Consider the following 20,625-nt stretch of genomic DNA (forward strand, 5'->3'; position numbering starts at 1 on the left):
TTGCCTATTCTGTGCGTTGTTCTTATTTCCCTCCTTCCTGTTTCCGCACTGCATTCACACAAAAATCGGCAATTTGTTTGACAAAGTAATCTTTATAATTTTGATCAAACATTACATTGCGAGAAGGATTCAAAGGCTCAATCACCACAAAGGTCATGGATCCAACCACACCTAAAGCTGCAGTGTTTAAATCTTCAAAATCAAACTCACCATTGACTTTTCCTTCAGCCAAAATTTCCTTGATGCTTTGTTTGATCAATTGTTTACTGCGAAAACGCTCATGTTCCATTTCTGGGTCTACAGGCTCGAACATTAACGAATACGCCAATTGGGGGCTGTTCATCGCACGCTTCACAAAAGTGGTGACAGATTTTTGCAATTTTTGTTTTGCACTTAAATCTGACTTCGCAATGTGGTCCAAAATTTCGACCTCACGACGAATCGCATCCGATAAAACTTCAATCAAAATCTGACTTTTATTTTCAAAGTAGCGATACACCAAACCTGTAGATACGCCTGCGCGTTCTGCAATGGCTTGGATAGACGCTTCTTTAAAGCCCCCATGAGCAATAAGTTCACGAGCAGAATCTAAAATCGCCATGCGATTTTGTTCCATACGTTCCTGCATCAATGATGATCTTTTATAACTCATATCTTATTCTCAACCAGATAAAATGAATTGTAAATCATTTTGTGAATTTTAGTTCACTTTTTTAAATTTTCGATGTATGTTAGAACCTAAGCACAACAACAATGCTTGTTTTAGGAACAACAAATATAACCACAGGATGGATGAACACATGATTTTACAAAGCTTAGACTTCGGCTTAGATGAAACCTTAATCGCCCTGCGCGATTCAATCGCTGCTTTTTGTGCAAAGGAAATTGCACCCATTGCTCAACAGGTTGATCGTGATAACGAATTCCCTGCCCAGCTTTGGAAAAAATTTGGCGATATGGGCTTACTTGGCTTAACCGTGAGTGAAGAATACGGCGGCACTAACTTAGGCTATTTAGCTCACATCATTGCCATGCAAGAAATTTCTCGTGCATCAGCATCCATTGGTTTGTCTTACGGTGCTCATTCTAACCTATGTGTGAACCAAATTAAGCGAAATGGGACAGAAGAACAGAAGCAACGCTATTTACCAAAACTGATTTCAGGCGATTACGTCGGCGCTTTGGCAATGTCTGAACCAAATGCAGGCTCAGACGTGGTTAGCATGAAACTGAAAGCTGAAGATAAAGGCGATCATTACTTGCTCAACGGCTCAAAAATGTGGATTACCAATGGCGGTGATGCCGATGTTTTGGTGGTGTATGCCAAAACTGACTTACAGGCAGGCGCCAAAGGTATGACTGCTTTCTTAATTGAAAAAACCATGTCAGGTTTTAGCCACGGCAGCCATTTAGACAAACTCGGGATGCGCGGCTCAAATACCTATCCATTGTTCTTTGACAATGTTGAAGTACCAAAAGAAAACGTCTTGGGCGGTGTGGGCAATGGTACAAAAGTATTAATGAGTGGACTGGACTATGAACGTGCAGTTTTAAGTGCAGGGCCGCTAGGCATTATGGATGCCTGCATGGATACCGTGATTCCTTATATTCATGAGCGTAAACAGTTTGGTCAGGCATTGGGTGAATTCCAGCTTATGCAAGGCAAAATTGCCGATATGTATTCGACTTGGTTGGCATGTAAAGCACTGGTCTATGCCGTTGGCGCAGAATGTGACAAAGCTGAACACAGCCGTAGTTTACGTAAAGATGCAGCCAGTGCCATTTTATACGCTGCCGAAAAAGCCACATGGATGGCAGGTGAAACCATTCAAACCTTGGGCGGTAATGGCTATATCAATGAGTTCTCTGCAGGACGTTTATGGCGTGATGCCAAACTCTATGAAATTGGTGCGGGTACTTCAGAAATTCGCCGTATGTTGATTGGCCGTGAATTGTTTAACGAAACTGCCTAAAAATAAATCACAAGAATAGACAAGGATGTTGGCATGAATCAATTACAGAGCAAAATTAATATTCGCAGCGACGAGTTTAAAAACAACCAAGCTGCGATGCAAAGCCTAGTCGATGACCTCAGAGAAAAAGTCCAAAAAATTGCTTTGGGTGGTGGCGAAACTGCACGCCAAAAACATTTAGACCGTGGCAAATTACTGCCACGTGAACGGATTGACCACCTGATCGATCCGGGTACTGCATTTATTGAAATTGGTCAGTTAGCCGCTTATCAGGTCTATCAGGATGATGTCCCTGCTGCGGGTGTAGTGGCGGGTGTCGGTCAAGTGAATGGCGTGACCTGCATGATCATTGCCAACGATGCCACAGTAAAAGGTGGAACGTACTATCCACTGACTGTGAAAAAGCATTTACGCGCACAGGAAATTGCCGAACAGAATCACCTGACTTGTATTTATTTGGTCGATTCTGGCGGTGCATATTTGCCGCTACAAGATGAAGTCTTTCCAGACCGTGATCATTTCGGACGCATTTTCTATAACCAAGCGCGTATGTCGAGCATGGGCATTGCCCAAATTGCCGTTGTGATGGGAAGTTGTACCGCAGGCGGTGCGTATGTCCCTGCCATGTCAGATGAAACCATCATTGTGCGTAATCAGGGGACAATTTTCTTGGGCGGCCCACCGCTGGTTAAAGCCGCAACAGGTGAAGTGGTTAGCAGCGAAGACTTGGGTGGTGGCGATGTACACACTCGCCTTTCAGGTGTAGCCGATCATTTGGCAGAAAATGATGAACATGCCTTGGCAATTGCCCGCAACATCGTTGCCAATTTAAATAAAAAGCCAAACCCGCAGCCTGAGCATATAGAAGCACCATTATTCGATGCCTCTGAACTGTATGGCATTGTTCCGACTGACGCGCGTAAACCGTTTGATGTACGTGAAGTGATTGCCCGTATTGTCGATGGTTCACGTTTTGATGAATTTAAAGCGCGCTTTGGCACCACATTAATTACAGGTTTTGCCAAACTATATGGTATGCCTGTCGGGATTATTGCCAACAACGGTATTTTATTTTCCGAGTCGGCACAAAAAGGCGCACACTTTATTGAACTATGCACCCAACGCAACATTCCCCTGTTATTTATTCAAAATATCACAGGCTTTATGGTTGGACGCCAATATGAAAATGAAGGCATTGCCAAAAATGGTGCCAAACTGGTGATGGCGGTTGCCACAGCCAATGTGCCTAAACTGACTTTAGTGATTGGCGGTTCTTTTGGTGCAGGTAACTACGGGATGTGTGGTCGTGCTTATTCACCACGTTTTATGTGGACATGGCCAAACTCACGTATTTCAGTGATGGGTGGCGAACAAGCATCGAGCGTATTGTCTACCTTAAAGCGTGATCAGATTGAAGCCAAAGGCGGTAGTTGGTCTGCCGAAGAAGAAGATCAGTTCAAACAGCCAATTCGTGAACAATACGAACGTCAGGGTCATCCATATTATGCGTCTGCACGCTTATGGGATGATGGTGTGATTGATCCAGCACAGTCGCGTGAAGTTTTGGCATTAAGTTTAGCCGCTGCCCTCAATGCACCCATCCAACCGACCAAATTTGGCGTGTTCCGCATGTAAGAGGTGACAAAATGGATTATCAGTTTTTACAGCTCGAACAGAACAACCAAGTGGCTACGGTTTGGATTAATCGTGCGGAACTGCATAATGCCTTCAATACCCAAGTGATTGAAGAATTACACGCCTGCTTTCAGTATCTGAATACGCGTGAGGATGTACGTGTCGTAATTTTAGCTGGACGCGGCAAAAGCTTCTCTGCAGGTGCAGACCTGAACTGGATGAAACAAGCAGGTCAAGCTTCTACAGCAGAAAATCAAGCCGATGCCCTGAAACTAGCGAAAATGCTGCAAAGTTTAGCTACTTTAAAGCAGCCGACTATTGCCCGTGTGCATGGTATTGCCTTTGGTGGTGGTATGGGCTTGGCCTCTGCCTGTGATATTTGTGTTGCCAGCACGGATGCCAAATTTGCTACATCCGAAGTACGTTTAGGACTGGCTCCATCCACGATTAGTCCGTATGTAATTCGTGCCATTGGTGCACGTCAGGCATCACGTTACTTTTTAACGGCAGAGCGTATTTCTGCAGAACAGGCACAGCAAATTGGTTTAGCGCATGAAGTCACTTCAGCCGAAGACTTAGACAGCAAAATTGATGAAATTGTGCAAGCCTTATTGCTTGGTGGCCCAGAAGCGCAACATGCTTCTAAACAACTGATTCAGATGGTCAATCATCAAGTTTTGACCGAAGATTTACTCCAACAAACTGCACAGCATATTGCACATGTTCGCCAAGGAACTGAGGCGAAAAATGGCTTAAATGCTTTTTTAAATAAACAAAGCCCGGCTTGGATCAAGACCACGGCAGAATAAAAGAAGGATCGCACGATGTTTGAAAAGATTTTAATTGCCAACCGTGGTGAAATTGCCTGCCGTGTAATTCGTACCGCAAAAAAACTTGGGATTGCGACTGTCGCGGTGTATTCAGATGCCGATGCGCAATCGCAACACGTTAAACTGGCAGACGAAGCCATTTATATTGGTGAATCACCTGCGGCACAAAGTTATTTGCAAGTTGAGCGTATTATTCAGGCGGCCAAAAGCACAGGTGCACAAGCGATTCACCCGGGTTATGGTTTCTTATCTGAAAATGACCAATTCGCACTTGCCTGTAAAGACAACAATATTGTTTTTATTGGCCCGCCAGTTGAAGCCATTTTGGCGATGGGTCTAAAAGCAACCTCTAAAGCCTTGATGGAAAAAGCAGGTGTGCCACTAACTCCGGGCTACCACGGCAGCAATCAAGATGCGGCATTTTTAAAGCAACAAGCCGACAGCATTGGTTATCCTGTGCTCATTAAAGCCAGTGCAGGCGGTGGCGGTAAAGGCATGCGTTTAGTAGAACGCAGTGAAGACTTTCTCAGCTCACTCGCTTCATGTAAAAGTGAAGCACGTTCTAGCTTTGGTAATGAAGATGTGCTGATTGAACGCTATGTGATTCAACCACGTCATATTGAAGTACAGGTTTTTGGCGATACTCACGGCAACTACGTGCATTTGTTTGAACGTGATTGCTCGGTACAACGTCGCCACCAAAAAGTGCTTGAAGAAGCACCTGCACCAAAAATGCCAGAAGATAAACTCGAAACTATGCGCCAAGCCGCAATTGATGCCGCACGTGCTGTAAATTACGTGGGCGCAGGTACGGTAGAGTTTATTGTCGAGCAAGACGGTACTGCTTATTTCATGGAAATGAATACCCGCTTGCAGGTCGAACACCCCGTCACAGAAATGATTACAGGGCAAGACTTGGTTGAGTGGCAATTGCGAGTTGCTTTTGGTGAGCCATTGCCAAAACAGCAACATGAATTGCAAATTCATGGTCATGCCCTTGAAGCGCGTGTGTATGCCGAAGAACCAGAAAAAGGCTTTATTCCTGCCATTGGTCAAATCAGCTATCTGCATTATCCAGAGCAAAATGATGCCGTACGTGTCGATAGCGGGATTGTCGAAGGTGATGAAATCAGCACCTACTACGACCCAATGATTGCCAAACTGATTGTTTGGGGTAAAAACCGTGAAGCAGCATTAACGCAAATGCACCATGCTTTAGGTCAGTTCCACGTCGATGGTTTAGGCAACAACATTGCATTCTTGGATCGTTTGGTGCTGTGTGATTCCTTTAAACATGCCAATTTGGATACAGGGCTTATTCAACGTGAGGAAGCATTTTTACTTAACGCAAAACCTGAAGTCGCTACAGAAACTGTCGTTGCAGCTGCGTTAATTGATGTACTTTCTCGTATTCAAAACAACAAAGCGGCAAACAACGCGGTTTGGCAAAAAGACCACTTCTGGCGCTTAAATCAGCAAAGCGCCCACACAGTGCAATTACAGTGCAATGACCAAACACTCAAAATCCAGTTAAAACCATGCACTTCTGGTTTTGAGGCTCACTACAATGGGCAAACGCTGAGCGTTCAAGGCGAGCTTTTGGATGCACATCGTCTACAGGTTTGTATCAATGGTCAGCAACAAAAAATAGCATTTAACCAACATGCGCAAGGCATCACCCTGTTCCAAAACGGTCAGCGTCATGTGTTTAGCTATGTACAAGCAAACTTTAACAGCGATGATCAACAAGACAATGCCAACAATCTGACTGCACCAATGCCGGGTGTAATCACCCAAGTTTTGGTGGCAGCCAATGCCCGTGTGAAAAAAGATGATGTACTGATGACACTGGAAGCCATGAAAATTGAATATTCAATTCGTGCGCCTTTCGATGGCATTGTGGCAAGTTCGTACTTCCAAGCGGGCGATCAGGTCAAAGCAGGCGATGAACTGGTTGAATTTGAAGCCTTGACGGAGGAAGTTGCATGACTGAATTTGTCAAAATTGTAGAGGTTGGCCCACGAGATGGTCTGCAAAATGAGAAAACGCCACTCACTTTGGCAGACCGTAAAAACCTGATTTTGGATTTAATGCAAACAGGTTTAAGCAGCATTGAGGTCGGTTCTTGCGTATCGGCCAAATGGGTACCGCAAATGGCAGACAGCGATGTGCTGTTTGCCAGCCTGCCACAAAACCCAAACATTCAATTCAGTTTACTGACCCCAAACTCAAAAGGTTTTGAGTCGGCTTTGGCGGTGGGTTGCAAAGAAGTTGCCGTGTTTACCGCCGCTTCTGAAAGCTTTACCCGAAAAAATATCAACTGTTCAATTGAAGAAAGTTTGGAAAAATTTAGCGATGTCATGCGTCAAGCCAAAGCGCACAACATTCGCGTGCGTGGTTATGTATCTTGTATGGTGGACTGTCCTTATGAAGGCGCAATTGACCCGAAACAAGTCGCAAAAGTCACACAGCAATTATTGGACATGGGCTGCTATGAAGTGTCTTTGGGTGAAACCATTGGTACAGCAACCCCTGACCGTGTGCAAAAAGTCTGGGATGCATGTTTGGCAGAGGTCGATGCCAAAGTTTTAGCAGGTCATTTTCACAATACTTACGGCATGGCGATTGCCAATATTTATCAGTCGCTCTTGCAAGGCATTCGTGTATTTGATTCATCTATTGCTGGTTTGGGTGGCTGTCCGTATGCCAAAGGTGCATCGGGCAATGTGTCTACCGAAGACTTGTACTATTTACTGTCCAAGATGGGTTTTGAAACAGGTGTGCGGTTAGAACCGCTGATGACAGCTAGTCGTAACATCAGCAATGTCTTACAGCGCAATAATCCATCTCACTATGCCAATGCCTACTGGCAAAAGGTTTGTGCTTAAAACCTATTTCATCCTCAATAGCATTGGAACATAAGCAATAAGGATGGCAACAACACAACATGGCAAGTGAATGCCGTGCAGAGAATAAAGAGGTGACAAATGTCCAATAAAGTATATGACAGCGCACAAGCTGCATTAAATGGCGTGGTTCAAGATGGGCATACCTTGGCGGTGGGTGGTTTTGGTTTATGCGGTATTCCTGAAGCCTTGATTGCTGCGTTAAAAGATACAGGTGTGAAACAGCTGACTTGTATTTCCAACAACGCAGGGGTCGATGGTTTTGGTTTAGGCTTATTGCTTGAAACCAAACAAATTAAAAAAATGATTTCATCTTATGTCGGCGAAAATAAAGAATTTGAACGCCAGTTTTTAAGCGGTGAACTGGAAGTTGAACTTACCCCGCAAGGCACACTGGCAGAAAAATTACGCGCAGGCGGTGCGGGTATTCCTGCATTTTTCACCCCAACAGGTGTAGGCACTGTTATTGCCGAAGGAAAAGAAGTCCGTGAATTTAATGGCAAAGATTATATTTTAGAAGAATCTTTGACCGCAGATGTCGCTTTGGTCAAAGCCTACAAAGCAGATAAAGCGGGCAATCTTGTTTTCCGTAAAACAGCACAAAACTTTAATCCTGTCTGTGCCATGGCAGGCAAAATCACCATTGCCGAAGTTGAACAGATTGTTGAAATTGGCGATTTAGACCCAGACGAAATCCACTTACCCGGTATTTATGTGAACCGCATTGTCCTCAATGCAAACCCAGAAAAACGTATTGAACAAATGACTTTAAAGGCGGAGGCTTAAGACATGGCTTGGACGCGTAATCAAATGGCGCAGCGCGCTGCACAAGAATTAGAAGATGGTTTTTATGTCAATCTAGGCATTGGCTTACCCACACTGGTCGCCAATTATATTCCTGAACATATCAATGTTTGGTTGCAGTCTGAAAATGGCTTACTTGGCATTGGTGAATTTCCGACTGCCGACACTGTAGATGCCGACCTGATCAATGCAGGCAAACAAACTGTGACTGCACGTAAAGGTGCGGCATTTTTCTCCAGCGCAGATTCCTTTGCCATGATTCGTGGCGGGCATGTCAATATCGCCATTTTAGGGGCAATGGAAGTTTCTGAACAAGGCGATCTTGCCAATTGGATGATTCCCGGCAAGAAAGTTAAAGGCATGGGCGGTGCAATGGATTTGGTCGCAGGCGTACAAAAAGTTGTGGTGTTGATGGAACATTGTGCCAAAGATGGTACACCTAAAATTGTATCGCAGTGCAGTTTACCACTTACGGGTAAAGCAGTGGTGCATCGTATCATTACCGACTTAGGCGTACTTGATATTACCCCACAAGGCGTAAAGTTGATTGAACTTGCACCTGATGTCAGTTTTGATGAAATTCAAAAAGTTACAGGCGTTGCCTTGCAAAAAGTCGCAGCTTGATGAATTTATCTCAAGTTAACTCCCCCTCTCCTTTGCAAGTTTTGATACACTGCTTTAAAACCTAATACAAGGGAGAGGGTTTGTTTTGACTTTCATACTTTCCCACTCAACTTATTCAATCTACTCAACAAATCACTAATTTATAAAACTATTCCTCAAACCAAAGAGCATCCAAAAATTACTTTCAATTTCGATATTTGCACGATACTTCGGCACTGATCTGCAATAAAAAAAGCCTTCACTTTGCAAAGTGAAGGCTTACAAGAAAATAGACCTATTTTAAGATTGAGGCGCCTTTTGCTCTACCACGCCAGCATCTTCCACACTACGCACCGTGCCTGTATCTACATTCAAGACTTCAAACTCAATACGGCGGTTTTTAAATTGACCTTCTGGCGTTGCATTTGCCGCAATCGGCTGCTCTGAACCAAAACCAATGGCTTGCAATTGACCCGGATTTACACCACGTGATACTAAATAATCGACCACTGCTTGCGCACGTTGTTGTGACAAAGTTTTGTTGGCATTGGCATCACCTACGGCATCGGTATGCCCTTTCACGGTTAATTGCACTTGTGGCGCGCGCTGCATCAATACCGCAGCCTGATCTAAAATAGACTTATTGGCTGCTGGAATTTCAGTCGATGCAGAATCAAAATTAATGATTTGCATATTGAGTGCCGTCGCAATATCCAAAGCTTGAATATTGTCAGGATTAATTGCAGCCAAAGCCTGCTCGGCATTGCTAATACTGCTGGTTACAGCCTGATTAACATCGGTTACTGTAGTTTCTGCAGGTTGCTGAGTCACTACAGTCATGTTTTTAGCCAATGGACGAATTTGACTGGCTAAACGCTCTGCATCGGCAGGGTTCGCGGCTTGAATAGACAGTTGATTACCCACCCAGTTTAAATTGACATTCGGTACACCTTTCAGCATTTTTAAAACGCTTGGAATCACGTCCTGATCAATAAATTCCGAATGATAGTTGGCAAAATTTTCTGCACCACAACCTGTTGGATGATTGAAAATTTGCTTCACTTCATTCTGCAGAATTTCCATATAGCTTGGATTATTCAGCAAAATTTGACAGGTCATCAAATTACCATCACTGCCTGTACTGACTTGCAACATTGCAGCCTGATTTGCTGCCACTTGGGTCTGTGTGGTTGCAGGCGCTTGGTTGCGGTCACTACATGCACGGAATAAAAATGCCAATAAACCAATTAAAATAATTAAAGCTAAAATTGGCAATAACCACGAACGGCGTTCTTCTACTGGCTCAGTCACAATGACTTCAGGTGCTTGATGTACGGTTTGGCCCGCAGCATTATTTACCCCCAAAGCAGCCAATAATGCTGTTGCCCACTGCGGCAAAGCTGCCTGAATTGAATATAAATTATTTTGCAATAAATGTTGAATCGCAACTCGGTCTGATGAACCTGCCTGATTTTCAAGAAAGTTTAGACTAGGTGCAATAGAACGATTCAGTGTATTTTCAATTTCGGCTTGTGGTGCTGTGCCACTCACCATATCCATAAACTGCTGTTTTAAAGACAAGTTTGAACCAAAGACATCGCCCACACGTGGATTCAGTTGTCGCAGCAGATTGTCAATCAGTTCAGGTCGTGAATTTAAAATAGACAATAAAATGGGATAAAAACTATTTAATGCCTGATTTTTTTCAAGCAAATGCTGGGTTTCCCCTTCCAATACAATGGATGACACACTTTGTTTGAGCAAGTCTATAAAATCTGTTTGCATATATATGCCCTCTTTTTTGTCTTTGTTTTCAAGTTGTTTTTTAGTGTATATGCTTAAAATTTAAACAAATGTAATAAATTGTGGTGTTTTGATTTTGTTGTGAAATTTGAGTCAACGGAATGTAGAGTCTCTTCTTCGATTTTCTATTTGGGGATTGTTAAAATTCAATAAAAAAGCCAGCCGAAGCTGACTCTTATTTAAACTTGAAAATAAAATATCAATCAGAGCATATTAAGCAGTAAAGACGCGTACTGCTTTGCCTTTTACAACTTGATTAATCAAAGGCGTATTTTTGCCTTGTGACACAATCGTTTCTTTGTTCAGTGTCCATTCCACTTCTGGATCAACCAAGACCCAACCCGCTTCCTGTTCCCAACGACTTTGCATTTTTGCCACACGCGCAGGTGCAAGTGTCACTTTTTCTACCCATTCCAATGGACTGAACAGACCTTCCTGAATCAGTTGAATCCCAAATGGAATATAAGTATCAAATGCAGTAAAACCTGACAAAGTATCTGCAAATGGTGCCATTTTTGCAGAGCTATTTAACGGCTCATGATGAGTACAAATCGCATCAATCACACCATCTTTTACACCTTGACGCAGTAATGCTTTGTCTTGCTCTGAGCGCAGTGGCGGACGTACATGCGCTAACGAGTTAAAACCATCAATAATTTGATCGGTTAAATGCAGTTGATGCATCGCCACATCGCAAGTGACAGGTAAACCTTTGGCTTTAGCTTGTTGAATCAATTCAACTGATGCACCACAAGACAATAAGCCAAAATGCGCACGTACACCTGTGGCTTCAATCATCAGCAAATATTTGGCAATCGCTACGGTTTCTGCCAAAGTTGGAATCATAGGCAAGCCCTGACGCGATGCAATAAAACCTTCATGCACACAGCCATCTTTAGCAATTTGCGGTTCTTCGGCATAGAACACCACGGTCATGTCCAAACCTGCAGCATATTCCAGTGTGCGAATCACGACATCATCATCTTCAAAAGGTGCATTGGCATTGGACACTGCACTACAGCCGCCTTTTTTCAGTCCCGCCATATTGGCAGGCTGCTTGCCGTTTAAACCTTGAGTTTGTGCACCAATCACTTCTAAATAAATGCCACCATCCAACATGGCTTTTTCGACCAAACCATGAATGAGTGCACCGTTGTCTTGCACGATTGGTTTAGAATCGGGTGGCGTAAATAAGTGCAGAATTCCGTTTTCACGTGCGGCCTTGCCTTCAGATTTGAGCGTGCCATGTTGTTGCTGACCAGGTTCACGTAAACGTGCGCATAAATCGACCATAGTTGGCATGAGCCATTGACCTTGGGCATCTATGCTTTCGCTAATATCTGCACTTTCTGCAACCAACTTGCCATTTTCAAGATATACCGTTTGTACGCGGTCAATTTGCTGGATTGGGTCAAGCACACGTACATTTTCAATTTTTACAATCGCCATGACTTTTTCCTTATACCGCAATCGCGTCAATCAAACCTTGTTCTTGCAATTGACCTTGCATCGCCAAGGCCAATACCGCCATACGTACCGCAATACCGTTGGTTACTTGATTTAAAATCACCGATTGAGGCCCATCGGCAATGCTTGAATCAATTTCGACACCACGGTTCATTGGACCAGGATGCATCACAATACAGTTTGGTTTTGCAAGCGCCAAACGCTCTTTGTTTAAACCGTACATTTTGTAGAATTCGGCTTGTGAGGCAAGTGCTGGCGAATCAATACGTTCATTTTGAATACGCAGGGTGATAATCACGTCGCAATCTTTAATGCCTTCTTCCATTTTGTTAAATAAACGCACGCCTGCGCCATATTCATCAAAACCGTAGGGCAACAAGGTGTTCGGTGCAATCACGCGAATGTCTTTACAGCCCAGTGTTTGCAAGGCAGCCACATCGGAACGCGCCACGCGTGAATGTTTGATATCACCAATAATCGCAACACTTAATTCTTCATAAGGTCGTTGGGTTTCACGGCGAATGGTCAGCATATCCAACATCGCTTGCGTTGGATGTGCATGACGGCCATCACCCGCATTAATAATGGCAACCTTTGGGCAAACCGTTTTAGCAATAAAATGTGCTGCACCTGAAGATGAATGACGCACCACAAAAATGTCAGCAGCCATCGCCTCTAAGTTCCACAAAGTGTCACGCAAAGTTTCACCTTTAGAGGTACTTGAACGGGCAATATCAATATTGAGTACATTGGCAGAAAGACGCTTGGCTGCGGCTTCAAATGTGGTGCGGGTACGAGTAGAGTTTTCGAAGAACAAATTCATCACCGTGCGCCCTTCGAGCAAATTATTGGTGATCAGTTGGTTTTGTTCATTGAAAAAGGACTGTGCTGTGTCCAGAATTTGGGTGAGGGTTTCTTTGGAAAGACCTTCGATGGTTAAAAAGTGTTTTAAATGCCCATCTTTATTCAATTGAATCTGGCTCGGAGTATGCAATGCCGCCAAATGCATGAGAGATTCCTTATACGTTAAGTTAACGCATTATACAGAAATTGATTTGGCAAAGCAGTGTAACTTGGCGTGATTTAGTCAAAAGAAACTTATGATTTTAAAAATTAAGTCATGCAGACTCATCTACACTTTCTTTCATGCTTAATACTCTACAAAGCGATGTGAAAGGATGGCATTTATATTTAACTGCTCTGCTAGCCAATCATCTTGATATGAGCTTGATGAACATCTGGTGGGTCAATCTTCGCCTACAACTGCCTACGCAACCTTCAGGCTATGTAGGCATAGTCTGTACAATTCACCGTTTAACGCAATGCCCCTATATAATGATGGGACACCTGCGCCCGATAAATTTCTTCAGCTGTAGGTTCAGTCAAGTCATCTATATTTTCTATATTTTCTACTGCATCTAATTGCTGCGCTTCAGTCTGTGGCGACGTTATTTCTGCATCAGCATCCATTAAGTTAGCCAATATACTGTTTAAGCGCAGCGCATAACGGCACAATTCCTCATCGTGTGTAGCGAGCGCCAATTGCAGCACAGCACGTGCATAGTCTGAATTTTCAACCAGATACATGACATCAATCACACGTCCACTGACCCGTCTTAATCGCGTATAAATTAAAGTGGCAACTGAAAAAATCTCGTTATTTGCTGTTAAAGCCTGTGCCGTGTTTAAAGTAGCCGTGGTCATTTAAATATTCCCCTTATCGCTTCATTGTTGTTTTGCAGTGTTTGATGCTCATCTGCAAAATGTTCACCATCACAACAATGTATGAGCAAAATACATACCAATCATGTGAATATTCAGGTTTTTATTTTTCCGCAATACAATCACTCAAAATTTTTTAGAGATGTCATTACATCCTCATTGCCTTTTTAGAAAAAAACAGTAAAAAATGCCCTGAAGCTCTTCAAACCTAGACCTTTAAAATTCTGCACGATTCACGCTAAATCACTAAGTTTTCTAGCACAAAATACGGTAAAATAGCCGATTGCTGAATTGCTTTTGGAAATTTTCATGAATTCGAAACCCCGTCTTTCTACATATTGGGTCACCTGTGCAGATGGACTTGAAACCTTATTGCAAGAAGAAATGCAAGGTTTAGGTATTCAAAATATCGAACGTTTACCGGGTCGTTTAATTTTCAAAGGCACACTCGAAAATGCCTATCGTGTCTGCATGTGGTCACGTTTAGCCTCACGTGTCCTTACACCAATTCACACACACGAAATTGAATTTAGTCACGACGCGCGCGATGTAGCCGAAGAGCTTTATGAAGGTGCGCTGAGCTTTGACTGGTCACTGATTTTTGCGCCACAAAGTACTTTTGCAGTGCGTTTGCATATAGAGCGTGACATTAAAGTGAACAGCCAATTTGCGACCTTGCGCGTTAAAGATGGTGTGGTCGATTCATTTATGGATGCAGTGGGCAAACGTCCAAGCATTGACATCAAACAGCCTGAAATTACCTTATACGTGTTGGCAGGTAAAAAAGAACATACATACTGCCTAGATTTATCTGGCGATTCACTGCATAAACGCGGCTATCGTCGTTTTATGACCGATGCCCCAATTAAAGAAAACCTTGCCGCAGCGATTCTGCAAAAAGGTCAATTACAACAAATTCAACCCGACATTATTTTAGACCCAATGTGTGGTTCGGGTACGTTTATTATTGAAGCATTGATGATGCTGACTGACCGTGCACCGGGTTTGGTACGTCGTTTCGGTTTTAACGGTTGGCAAGGTCACGACCATGAATTATGGATGAGCATTAAAGCAGAAGCGGCTGAACGCCATCAAACTGCATTACAACAACCATTGCCAAAATTTTATGCTTTCGATGCCGACTGGGAAGCAGTCAAAGCCACCAAGCAAAATATTATTGCAGCAGGTTTTGAAAGTCTGCTCGATCAGATTCAAATTGAAGAACGTACTTTGGCTGACTGGCCCGACTTTCAAGCCGAAGGTAAAAAGGCCTTTATTGTAACCAACCCACCTTATGGTGAGCGTTTGGGCGATAAAGCCTCGAACCGTGCCTTATATTTGGGTCTGTCTGCCCTCTTGCAAAAGCATTTCCCAAATCAAAAAGCAGCCGTCATTGCAGCCCAAGTTGAACAAGCCGATGTGCTGGCTTTCAATGACCCACAAATTTTACGTTTGATGAACGGTAAACTGCCAATTTATGTCCGTTTTGGTACGATCAAACCTGCAACAGTCGCGCGTCCATTCTTAGCAGATTGGCAACCGCAACAGTTTGAACCCATTGAAGGCGCAGAAGATTTCACCAACCGTTTGCAAAAAAACATGCAGAGCCTGAAAAAATGGGCGGTGAAAGAAAATGTGCATTGCCTGCGTTTATACGATGCAGACTTACCTGACTTTAATGTCGCAGTCGATTTATACGGCGACCGTTTGCACGTGCAGGAATATGCGCCGCCGAAAAAAATTGATCCTGAAAAAGCCAAAAAGCGTTTTAACCTTGCCTTACAAGCCATTCGCGCTGTCACAGGTTTAGGGCGCGATGCGGTATTTATTAAAACCCGTGCCCGTCAGGAAGGTAAAAACCAGTACACCAAACAAAGTACCGCCTCGAAGCGTTTTATTGTGCAAGAAGGTCAGGCTAAAATTTTGGTTAACCTCACCGACTACCTAGATACAGGCTTGTTCCTTGACCATCGTCAAATGCGTTTACGTATTGCCAAAGAAGCACGTGGCAAGCACTTCCTGAATTTATACAGTTATACCTCAACTGCAAGTTTACATGCCGCGCTTGGCGGTGCAGCAAGTACCACCAGCGTCGATTTATCCAATACTTATTTGAATTGGTCTAAAGAAAACTTTGTATTGAATGGTTTAACGGTAGACCATGCCGATGAACAACATCAATTCTTTGCCAGTGATTGTTTTGAATGGCTCAAAGAAGGTCATGAACAATATGATCTGATCTTTATTGACCCACCAACTTTCTCAAACTCTAAAAAGTTCTACGGAACATTTGACGTACAACGCGACCACGTTTCTTTAATTAAGCGTGCCATGAACCGCTTAACCACAGGCGGAACGCTGTACTTCTCCAACAACTACCGTGGTTTTGAAATGGATGAAGAAATTGAAGCCATGTTTGATGTGCAGGAAATTAGCCATGAAACCATTGGGCAAGATTTCAAACGCAACACCAAAATCCACCGTGCTTGGAAAATTCAGCACCCGCCTGTTTAAATAAACGATATGGCAATACAACAAAGCCTGTTCATTTGAACAGGCTTTGTTTTATCGTAGATCAGTATCTAGATTATTGACCAGTTAAAAACTTCTTTTCACCATATTGATAATGCATCGACAGTTTAAATTCATCACCATCACGTTGAATTTGCTGATTGCTTTGCATCGCACTGAGCATCTGTTCTAATTCTTGATCAGACATGCTTTTACCCGCAGCATTCATATAATTATTCATAATAGTTTTGACTACTTGTTTGTTAAAACTCACATCGGTTTGCACTTCTAGCAAACTTGGGAACATTTTCGCTAAGCCTTCTACAGTGGTTTGATGCCCTGGCATCACTTTACCAACCAAATCTGCCCGAATACTGCCTGTGCCTAATTTCAACTGATTCTTCTTGGATTCGAACTGAAAGCCCTCATTAATCACAGCCAACAAGGCTTGTTGTACATCTTTCTCAAAGTTTTCCGCTTCTAGGCATGAGTTGTTTTGTTTTTGCACAATATCAAGAAACGTCTGCATTTTACTGCGCTGCAAGTTTTTAACATCCCAATTCACTTGCAGGTCTTGCATGGCAGGCACATTATTTAAACCTAACTCGGCAATTTTAAATTTCGATTGAATATCTACCGTGCGCTCATGCAGTTGAGTATCCATACGCCAACTGAAGTCTTTCATTTTGCCTGAACCCACTGCTTTTGGGTCTTGACGCTGCATTTCTGCAATACTGAATTGGAAATAGCCCGGCTCTAAAGACTGCACATTCAAAGCCTGATTGGTTTTAAACTGCATGCCTTTTACTTGAAGATGTCCAAATTGATCCAGCACCGTCAATTGAGGCACATCAAAACTCATATTTACAATTTTCTGCTGCCCCTGACTTTGTTTCGCCTGAAACTCAATCTGCATAGGAGAAAATTTAGCTTCAAGTCCTGCTTCTTTTTTCTCTATAGCAGGTATGCTCAATTTCGTGGTCGATACACCCAACCAATTCACTTGCGTTGTCACATTTAGAGGCTGCTGAAAGAACTCGGAAAATTGTCCCTGCCCTTGTTCCAGATTCATTTTAGAATCAATTTGGTAACCTTTCCATGTCCGCTGAATTTGATCTTGTCCGTGAAACACCAGTTTTTCTTTAGCATTACATGGGTCTGCAATAATGGTCATTTTCCATTTGGCAGTACCTGTTAAAGTCCCCATGTCGTAGTCCGTATATTGGACGCTCACATTGGGTACAGGATTTAAATTTTGTTGATAATGCTCACGCAGGCTCTTATCTGCATATAAATTTCCTGCAGTGACAGCTCCTGCCAACACTGCAACCCCCATTCCACCCCATACTATTTTTGACATAGATTCTGCTCAGAATTTATCTATTCTTATTGAACAATAAATTATAATTAATCTTCTTTAAAAAAGATAATTGTTTTGCAAATAAATCACTTAAATATAATATTCATCACAAAATATTAAAAATAGCTGTCATTTTTTACCAAAAATTTTACTTATGTGACCTAAATTGTCAGTCATAAAAAACCCAGCCGAAGCTGGGTTTCTTAAAAGTTGCTTACACATAGCCAATTAGCTGAGTTTCATTTTTTCAAACAGCAAATGACCATTTTCAGCTTTAATTAAAATCGTATCACCTGCAACAAAGTCACCTGCGAGGATTTTTTGCGCCAATGTGTTTTCCACTTGTTGCTGAATTGCACGTTTCAATGGACGCGCACCGTAGACTGGGTCAAAACCTGCTTCAATCAATTGATCAAATGCAGTATCTTCTATCGACAAGCTCAAGTCGCGTTCGCTTAAACGCGCACGTAAACGATCCAATTGAATATCGGCAATGCCACGAATTTGTGCTTTTTCCAGTGAATGGAACACCACCAACTCATCAATACGGTTAATAAACTCAGGGCGGAAATGTTGTGAAACTGCGGCCATGACCACGGTACGCACTTCTTCACGTGTTGGATTGTCACCCAATTCACGTACTTCGTGTGAACCCAAGTTAGAAGTCATCACAATTACAGTGTTCTTAAAGTCCACCACGCGACCTTGCGAGTCGGTTAGGCGTCCATCATCCAACACCTGCAACAAGATGTTAAATACGTCTGGATGGGCTTTTTCCACCTCATCAAACAGCACCACACTGTACGGTTTACGACGTACTGCTTCGGTTAATACACCACCTTCTTCATAACCGACATAGCCTGGAGGCGCACCGACCAAACGGCTGACCGAGTGTTTTTCCATAAATTCAGACATATCAATCCGAATCATGGCGTCATCGCTGTCAAACAAGAAGTTCGCTAACGCTTTGGTCAATTCTGTTTTACCTACCCCTGTTGGGCCAAGGAACAGGAACGAACCACTTGGACGGTTAGGATCAGACAAACCTGCGCGTGAACGACGTACCGCATTCGACACCGCCACCACAGCTTCATCTTGCCCCACCACACGGTTATGCAAGAAATCTTCCATGTGTAGCAATTTTTCACGTTCACCCTGCAGCATTTTCGATACAGGAATGCCCGTTGCAGCACTCACGACTTCAGCAATTTCATTGTCCGTAACTTTGTTACGCAATAATTTTGGTTCTTCTTTCTCTTCAACCAACTCATCTTGTGCCAGTTGTTTTTCCAACTCAGGAATCACACCGTATTGTAAACGTGACATTTCCGCCAAGTCATTTTCACGCTGCGCTTTTTGCAATGCCATACGTGCCTGATCAAGCTGAGTCTGAATTTGCTTAGTGCCTTCAACCAAGGTTTTTTCCGCTTTCCAAACTTCTTCCAAATCATTGTATTCATTTTGAACTTCAATAATTTGTTTTTCCAGATGTGCAACTTCAGCACGGCTGCCTGCATCTTCATCTTTCTTCACGGCTTCAAGTTGCAGTTTTAATTGAATTAAACGGCGCTCTAATTTATCTAAGGCTTCAGGCTTAGAATCTAGCTCCATTTTAATCCGTGACGCTGCCTCATCCACCAAATCAATTGCCTTGTCGGGAAGTTGACGGTCAGTGATATAACGGTGCGACATTTTAGCGGCGGCAATAATCGCCGAATCTAAAATTTTAACCCCGTGGTGCACTTCGTAGCGTTCTTTCAGACCTCGTAAAATTGCAATGGTGTCTTCTACACTTGGCTCATCAACCAATACTTTTTGGAAACGACGCTCTAAAGCTGCATCTTTTTCAATATATTGACGATACTCATCTAAAGTAGTGGCACCGACGCAGCGCAATTCGCCACGCGCCAATGCAGGTTTCAACATATTGCCTGCATCCATGGCACCATCGCCTTTACCTGCACCCACAAGTGTGTGTAATTCATCAATAAATAAGATGACTTCACCTTCTTGTTTCGCCAAGTCTTTTAAGACCGCTTTTAGGCGTTCTTCAAACTCACCGCGATATTTCGCACCTGCCAACAATGAGCCCAAATCTAAAGATAAAACACGTTTACCTTTTAAGCTTTCTGGCACTTCACCATTCACAATACGCTGCGCCAAACCTTCAACAATCGCAGTTTTACCCACACCAGGTTCACCAATGAGTACTGGGTTGTTTTTGGTACGGCGTGACAACACCTGAACGGTACGGCGAATTTCATCATCACGACCAATTACAGGGTCTAGCTTGCCCGCCAACGCACGTTCGGTTAAATCGATGGTATATTTATTGAGTGAGTCACGTTGATCTTCGTGATTATTGCTCATGACTTTTTCATCCCCTCTAATTTTGTCAATCACGCTACGCAAACTATCTGAGGTCACGCCTACACTGTTCAGTAGTGTTTTGGTCGCGCCCACTTCGGTCAAACCCAGCATCAACCAATCGGTTGACAAGAACTCATCACCTGCTTTTTGGGCAAAACTGTCAGCCAAATTCAAGGCTTTAACCGCATCTGGACTTAAGTTGATATCGCCTGTTGGATTGGCCAAAGTCGGTGCATCAGCAATCGCTTGCTGTAATTTGCTTTGCAAATCACGTAGGTTTGCGCCTGCTTGTTGTAATAAACTGACATTGGAAGCTTCTTCGAGCAAAGTCGCCAATAAGTGAATGCCTTCAATGGCAGTATGATCTTTCCCTATCGCAAGAGATTGGGCATCGGATAAAGCTTGCTGTAGTCGGTTGGTAAACTTTTCAAAACGCATTCTTGTTATTCCTCACAACAAATTGTGTACTTGATGGATATATGGGAACGCAGGCGTAAATTTCAATTAAATTTTTTCTCTGTACACGACAAATTTCACAGAACCCTTATCCTATCAGGGTTCTGCCTTCTTAAAATTGCCAAAATTTCCTTAAACTCTTCTTTTTTCCCAAAACCAATTAAACGCTGAATCGCCATTTGAAC

The 20,625-nt window shown here is 43.1% G+C and carries 15 protein-coding genes; 8 read left to right on the top strand and 7 right to left on the bottom strand.

From position 1 onward, the window contains the following. Positions 1–22: 22 nt before the first annotated feature. Positions 23–652, bottom strand: a complete 630-nt coding sequence (locus AC07E5_RS14360) for a TetR/AcrR family transcriptional regulator (RefSeq protein ID WP_353675008.1) — start codon at positions 650–652, stop codon at positions 23–25. Between the two features lie 148 nt (positions 653–800). Here AC07E5_RS14360 and AC07E5_RS14365 point away from each other — a divergent pair, with 148 nt between their 5' ends. The 7 genes from AC07E5_RS14365 to AC07E5_RS14395 all read left to right on the top strand — a co-directional run bounded on the left by AC07E5_RS14365 (position 801) and on the right by AC07E5_RS14395 (position 8,772). Then, the gene (locus AC07E5_RS14365) at positions 801–1,973 is read left to right on the top strand and encodes an isovaleryl-CoA dehydrogenase (protein ID WP_004971528.1); all 1,173 of its coding nucleotides are present in this window, start codon (positions 801–803) and stop codon (positions 1,971–1,973) included. Between the two features lie 33 nt (positions 1,974–2,006). Continuing rightward, positions 2,007–3,608, top strand: coding sequence for a carboxyl transferase domain-containing protein (locus AC07E5_RS14370; RefSeq protein WP_131261348.1), 1,602 nt, complete (start codon positions 2,007–2,009; stop codon positions 3,606–3,608). Positions 3,609–3,619: 11 nt separating this feature from the next. Then, positions 3,620–4,417: an enoyl-CoA hydratase/isomerase family protein gene (locus AC07E5_RS14375; RefSeq protein ID WP_498625707.1), complete on the top strand. Its 798-nt coding sequence runs from the start codon at positions 3,620–3,622 to the stop codon at positions 4,415–4,417. Between the two features lie 15 nt (positions 4,418–4,432). Beyond that, positions 4,433–6,427 (top strand): acetyl/propionyl/methylcrotonyl-CoA carboxylase subunit alpha, encoded by a 1,995-nt coding sequence (locus tag AC07E5_RS14380; RefSeq protein ID WP_167845930.1) that lies wholly within the window; start codon positions 4,433–4,435, stop codon positions 6,425–6,427. Continuing rightward, positions 6,424–7,326 (top strand): hydroxymethylglutaryl-CoA lyase, encoded by a 903-nt coding sequence (locus tag AC07E5_RS14385; RefSeq protein ID WP_178318497.1) that lies wholly within the window; start codon positions 6,424–6,426, stop codon positions 7,324–7,326. Before AC07E5_RS14380 ends, AC07E5_RS14385 begins: the two co-directional genes overlap by 4 nt. 99 nt (positions 7,327–7,425) lie before the next feature. After that, a complete protein-coding gene (locus AC07E5_RS14390; RefSeq protein WP_179989329.1) occupies positions 7,426–8,130 on the top strand; it encodes a CoA transferase subunit A in 705 nt (234 codons plus the stop codon). Positions 8,131–8,133: 3 nt separating this feature from the next. Continuing rightward, positions 8,134–8,772 (top strand): CoA transferase subunit B, encoded by a 639-nt coding sequence (locus AC07E5_RS14395; protein ID WP_178318495.1) that lies wholly within the window; start codon positions 8,134–8,136, stop codon positions 8,770–8,772. Positions 8,773–9,051: 279 nt separating this feature from the next. Here the strand turns inward: AC07E5_RS14395 and AC07E5_RS14400 are convergent, their stop codons facing one another. The 4 genes from AC07E5_RS14400 to AC07E5_RS14415 form a co-directional block, all read right to left on the bottom strand. Next, the gene (locus AC07E5_RS14400; RefSeq protein WP_498625709.1) at positions 9,052–10,536 is read right to left on the bottom strand and encodes an OmpA family protein; all 1,485 of its coding nucleotides are present in this window, start codon (positions 10,534–10,536) and stop codon (positions 9,052–9,054) included. 231 nt (positions 10,537–10,767) lie between these two features. Then, the gene (locus AC07E5_RS14405) at positions 10,768–12,003 is read right to left on the bottom strand and encodes a dihydroorotase (protein WP_004971548.1); all 1,236 of its coding nucleotides are present in this window, start codon (positions 12,001–12,003) and stop codon (positions 10,768–10,770) included. 10 nt (positions 12,004–12,013) lie between these two features. Then, a complete protein-coding gene (locus AC07E5_RS14410) occupies positions 12,014–13,030 on the bottom strand; it encodes an aspartate carbamoyltransferase catalytic subunit (RefSeq protein ID WP_004971550.1) in 1,017 nt (338 codons plus the stop codon). A gap of 305 nt (positions 13,031–13,335) precedes the next feature. Further along, positions 13,336–13,725 carry a hypothetical protein gene (locus tag AC07E5_RS14415; RefSeq protein ID WP_104851793.1) on the bottom strand — a complete coding sequence of 130 codons (390 nt, stop codon included), beginning with the start codon at positions 13,723–13,725 and terminating at the stop codon, positions 13,336–13,338. Between the two features lie 327 nt (positions 13,726–14,052). On the opposite strand from AC07E5_RS14415, the gene rlmKL reads away from it, so the two are divergent. Then, entirely contained in the window at positions 14,053–16,257 is a 2,205-nt protein-coding gene (rlmKL, locus tag AC07E5_RS14420) for a bifunctional 23S rRNA (guanine(2069)-N(7))-methyltransferase RlmK/23S rRNA (guanine(2445)-N(2))-methyltransferase RlmL (RefSeq protein WP_167845927.1), read from the top strand. 73 nt (positions 16,258–16,330) lie between these two features. On the opposite strand, the gene AC07E5_RS14425 is transcribed toward rlmKL, so the two are convergent. Together AC07E5_RS14425 and clpB are read right to left on the bottom strand one after the other, a co-directional pair. Further along, the gene (locus tag AC07E5_RS14425) at positions 16,331–17,614 is read right to left on the bottom strand and encodes a DUF945 family protein (protein WP_004971558.1); all 1,284 of its coding nucleotides are present in this window, start codon (positions 17,612–17,614) and stop codon (positions 16,331–16,333) included. Positions 17,615–17,842: 228 nt separating this feature from the next. After that, positions 17,843–20,422: an ATP-dependent chaperone ClpB gene (gene clpB / locus AC07E5_RS14430; RefSeq protein WP_498625710.1), complete on the bottom strand. Its 2,580-nt coding sequence runs from the start codon at positions 20,420–20,422 to the stop codon at positions 17,843–17,845. Positions 20,423–20,625: the final 203 nt, after the last annotated feature.

The organism is Acinetobacter seohaensis, from assembly GCF_056431365.1.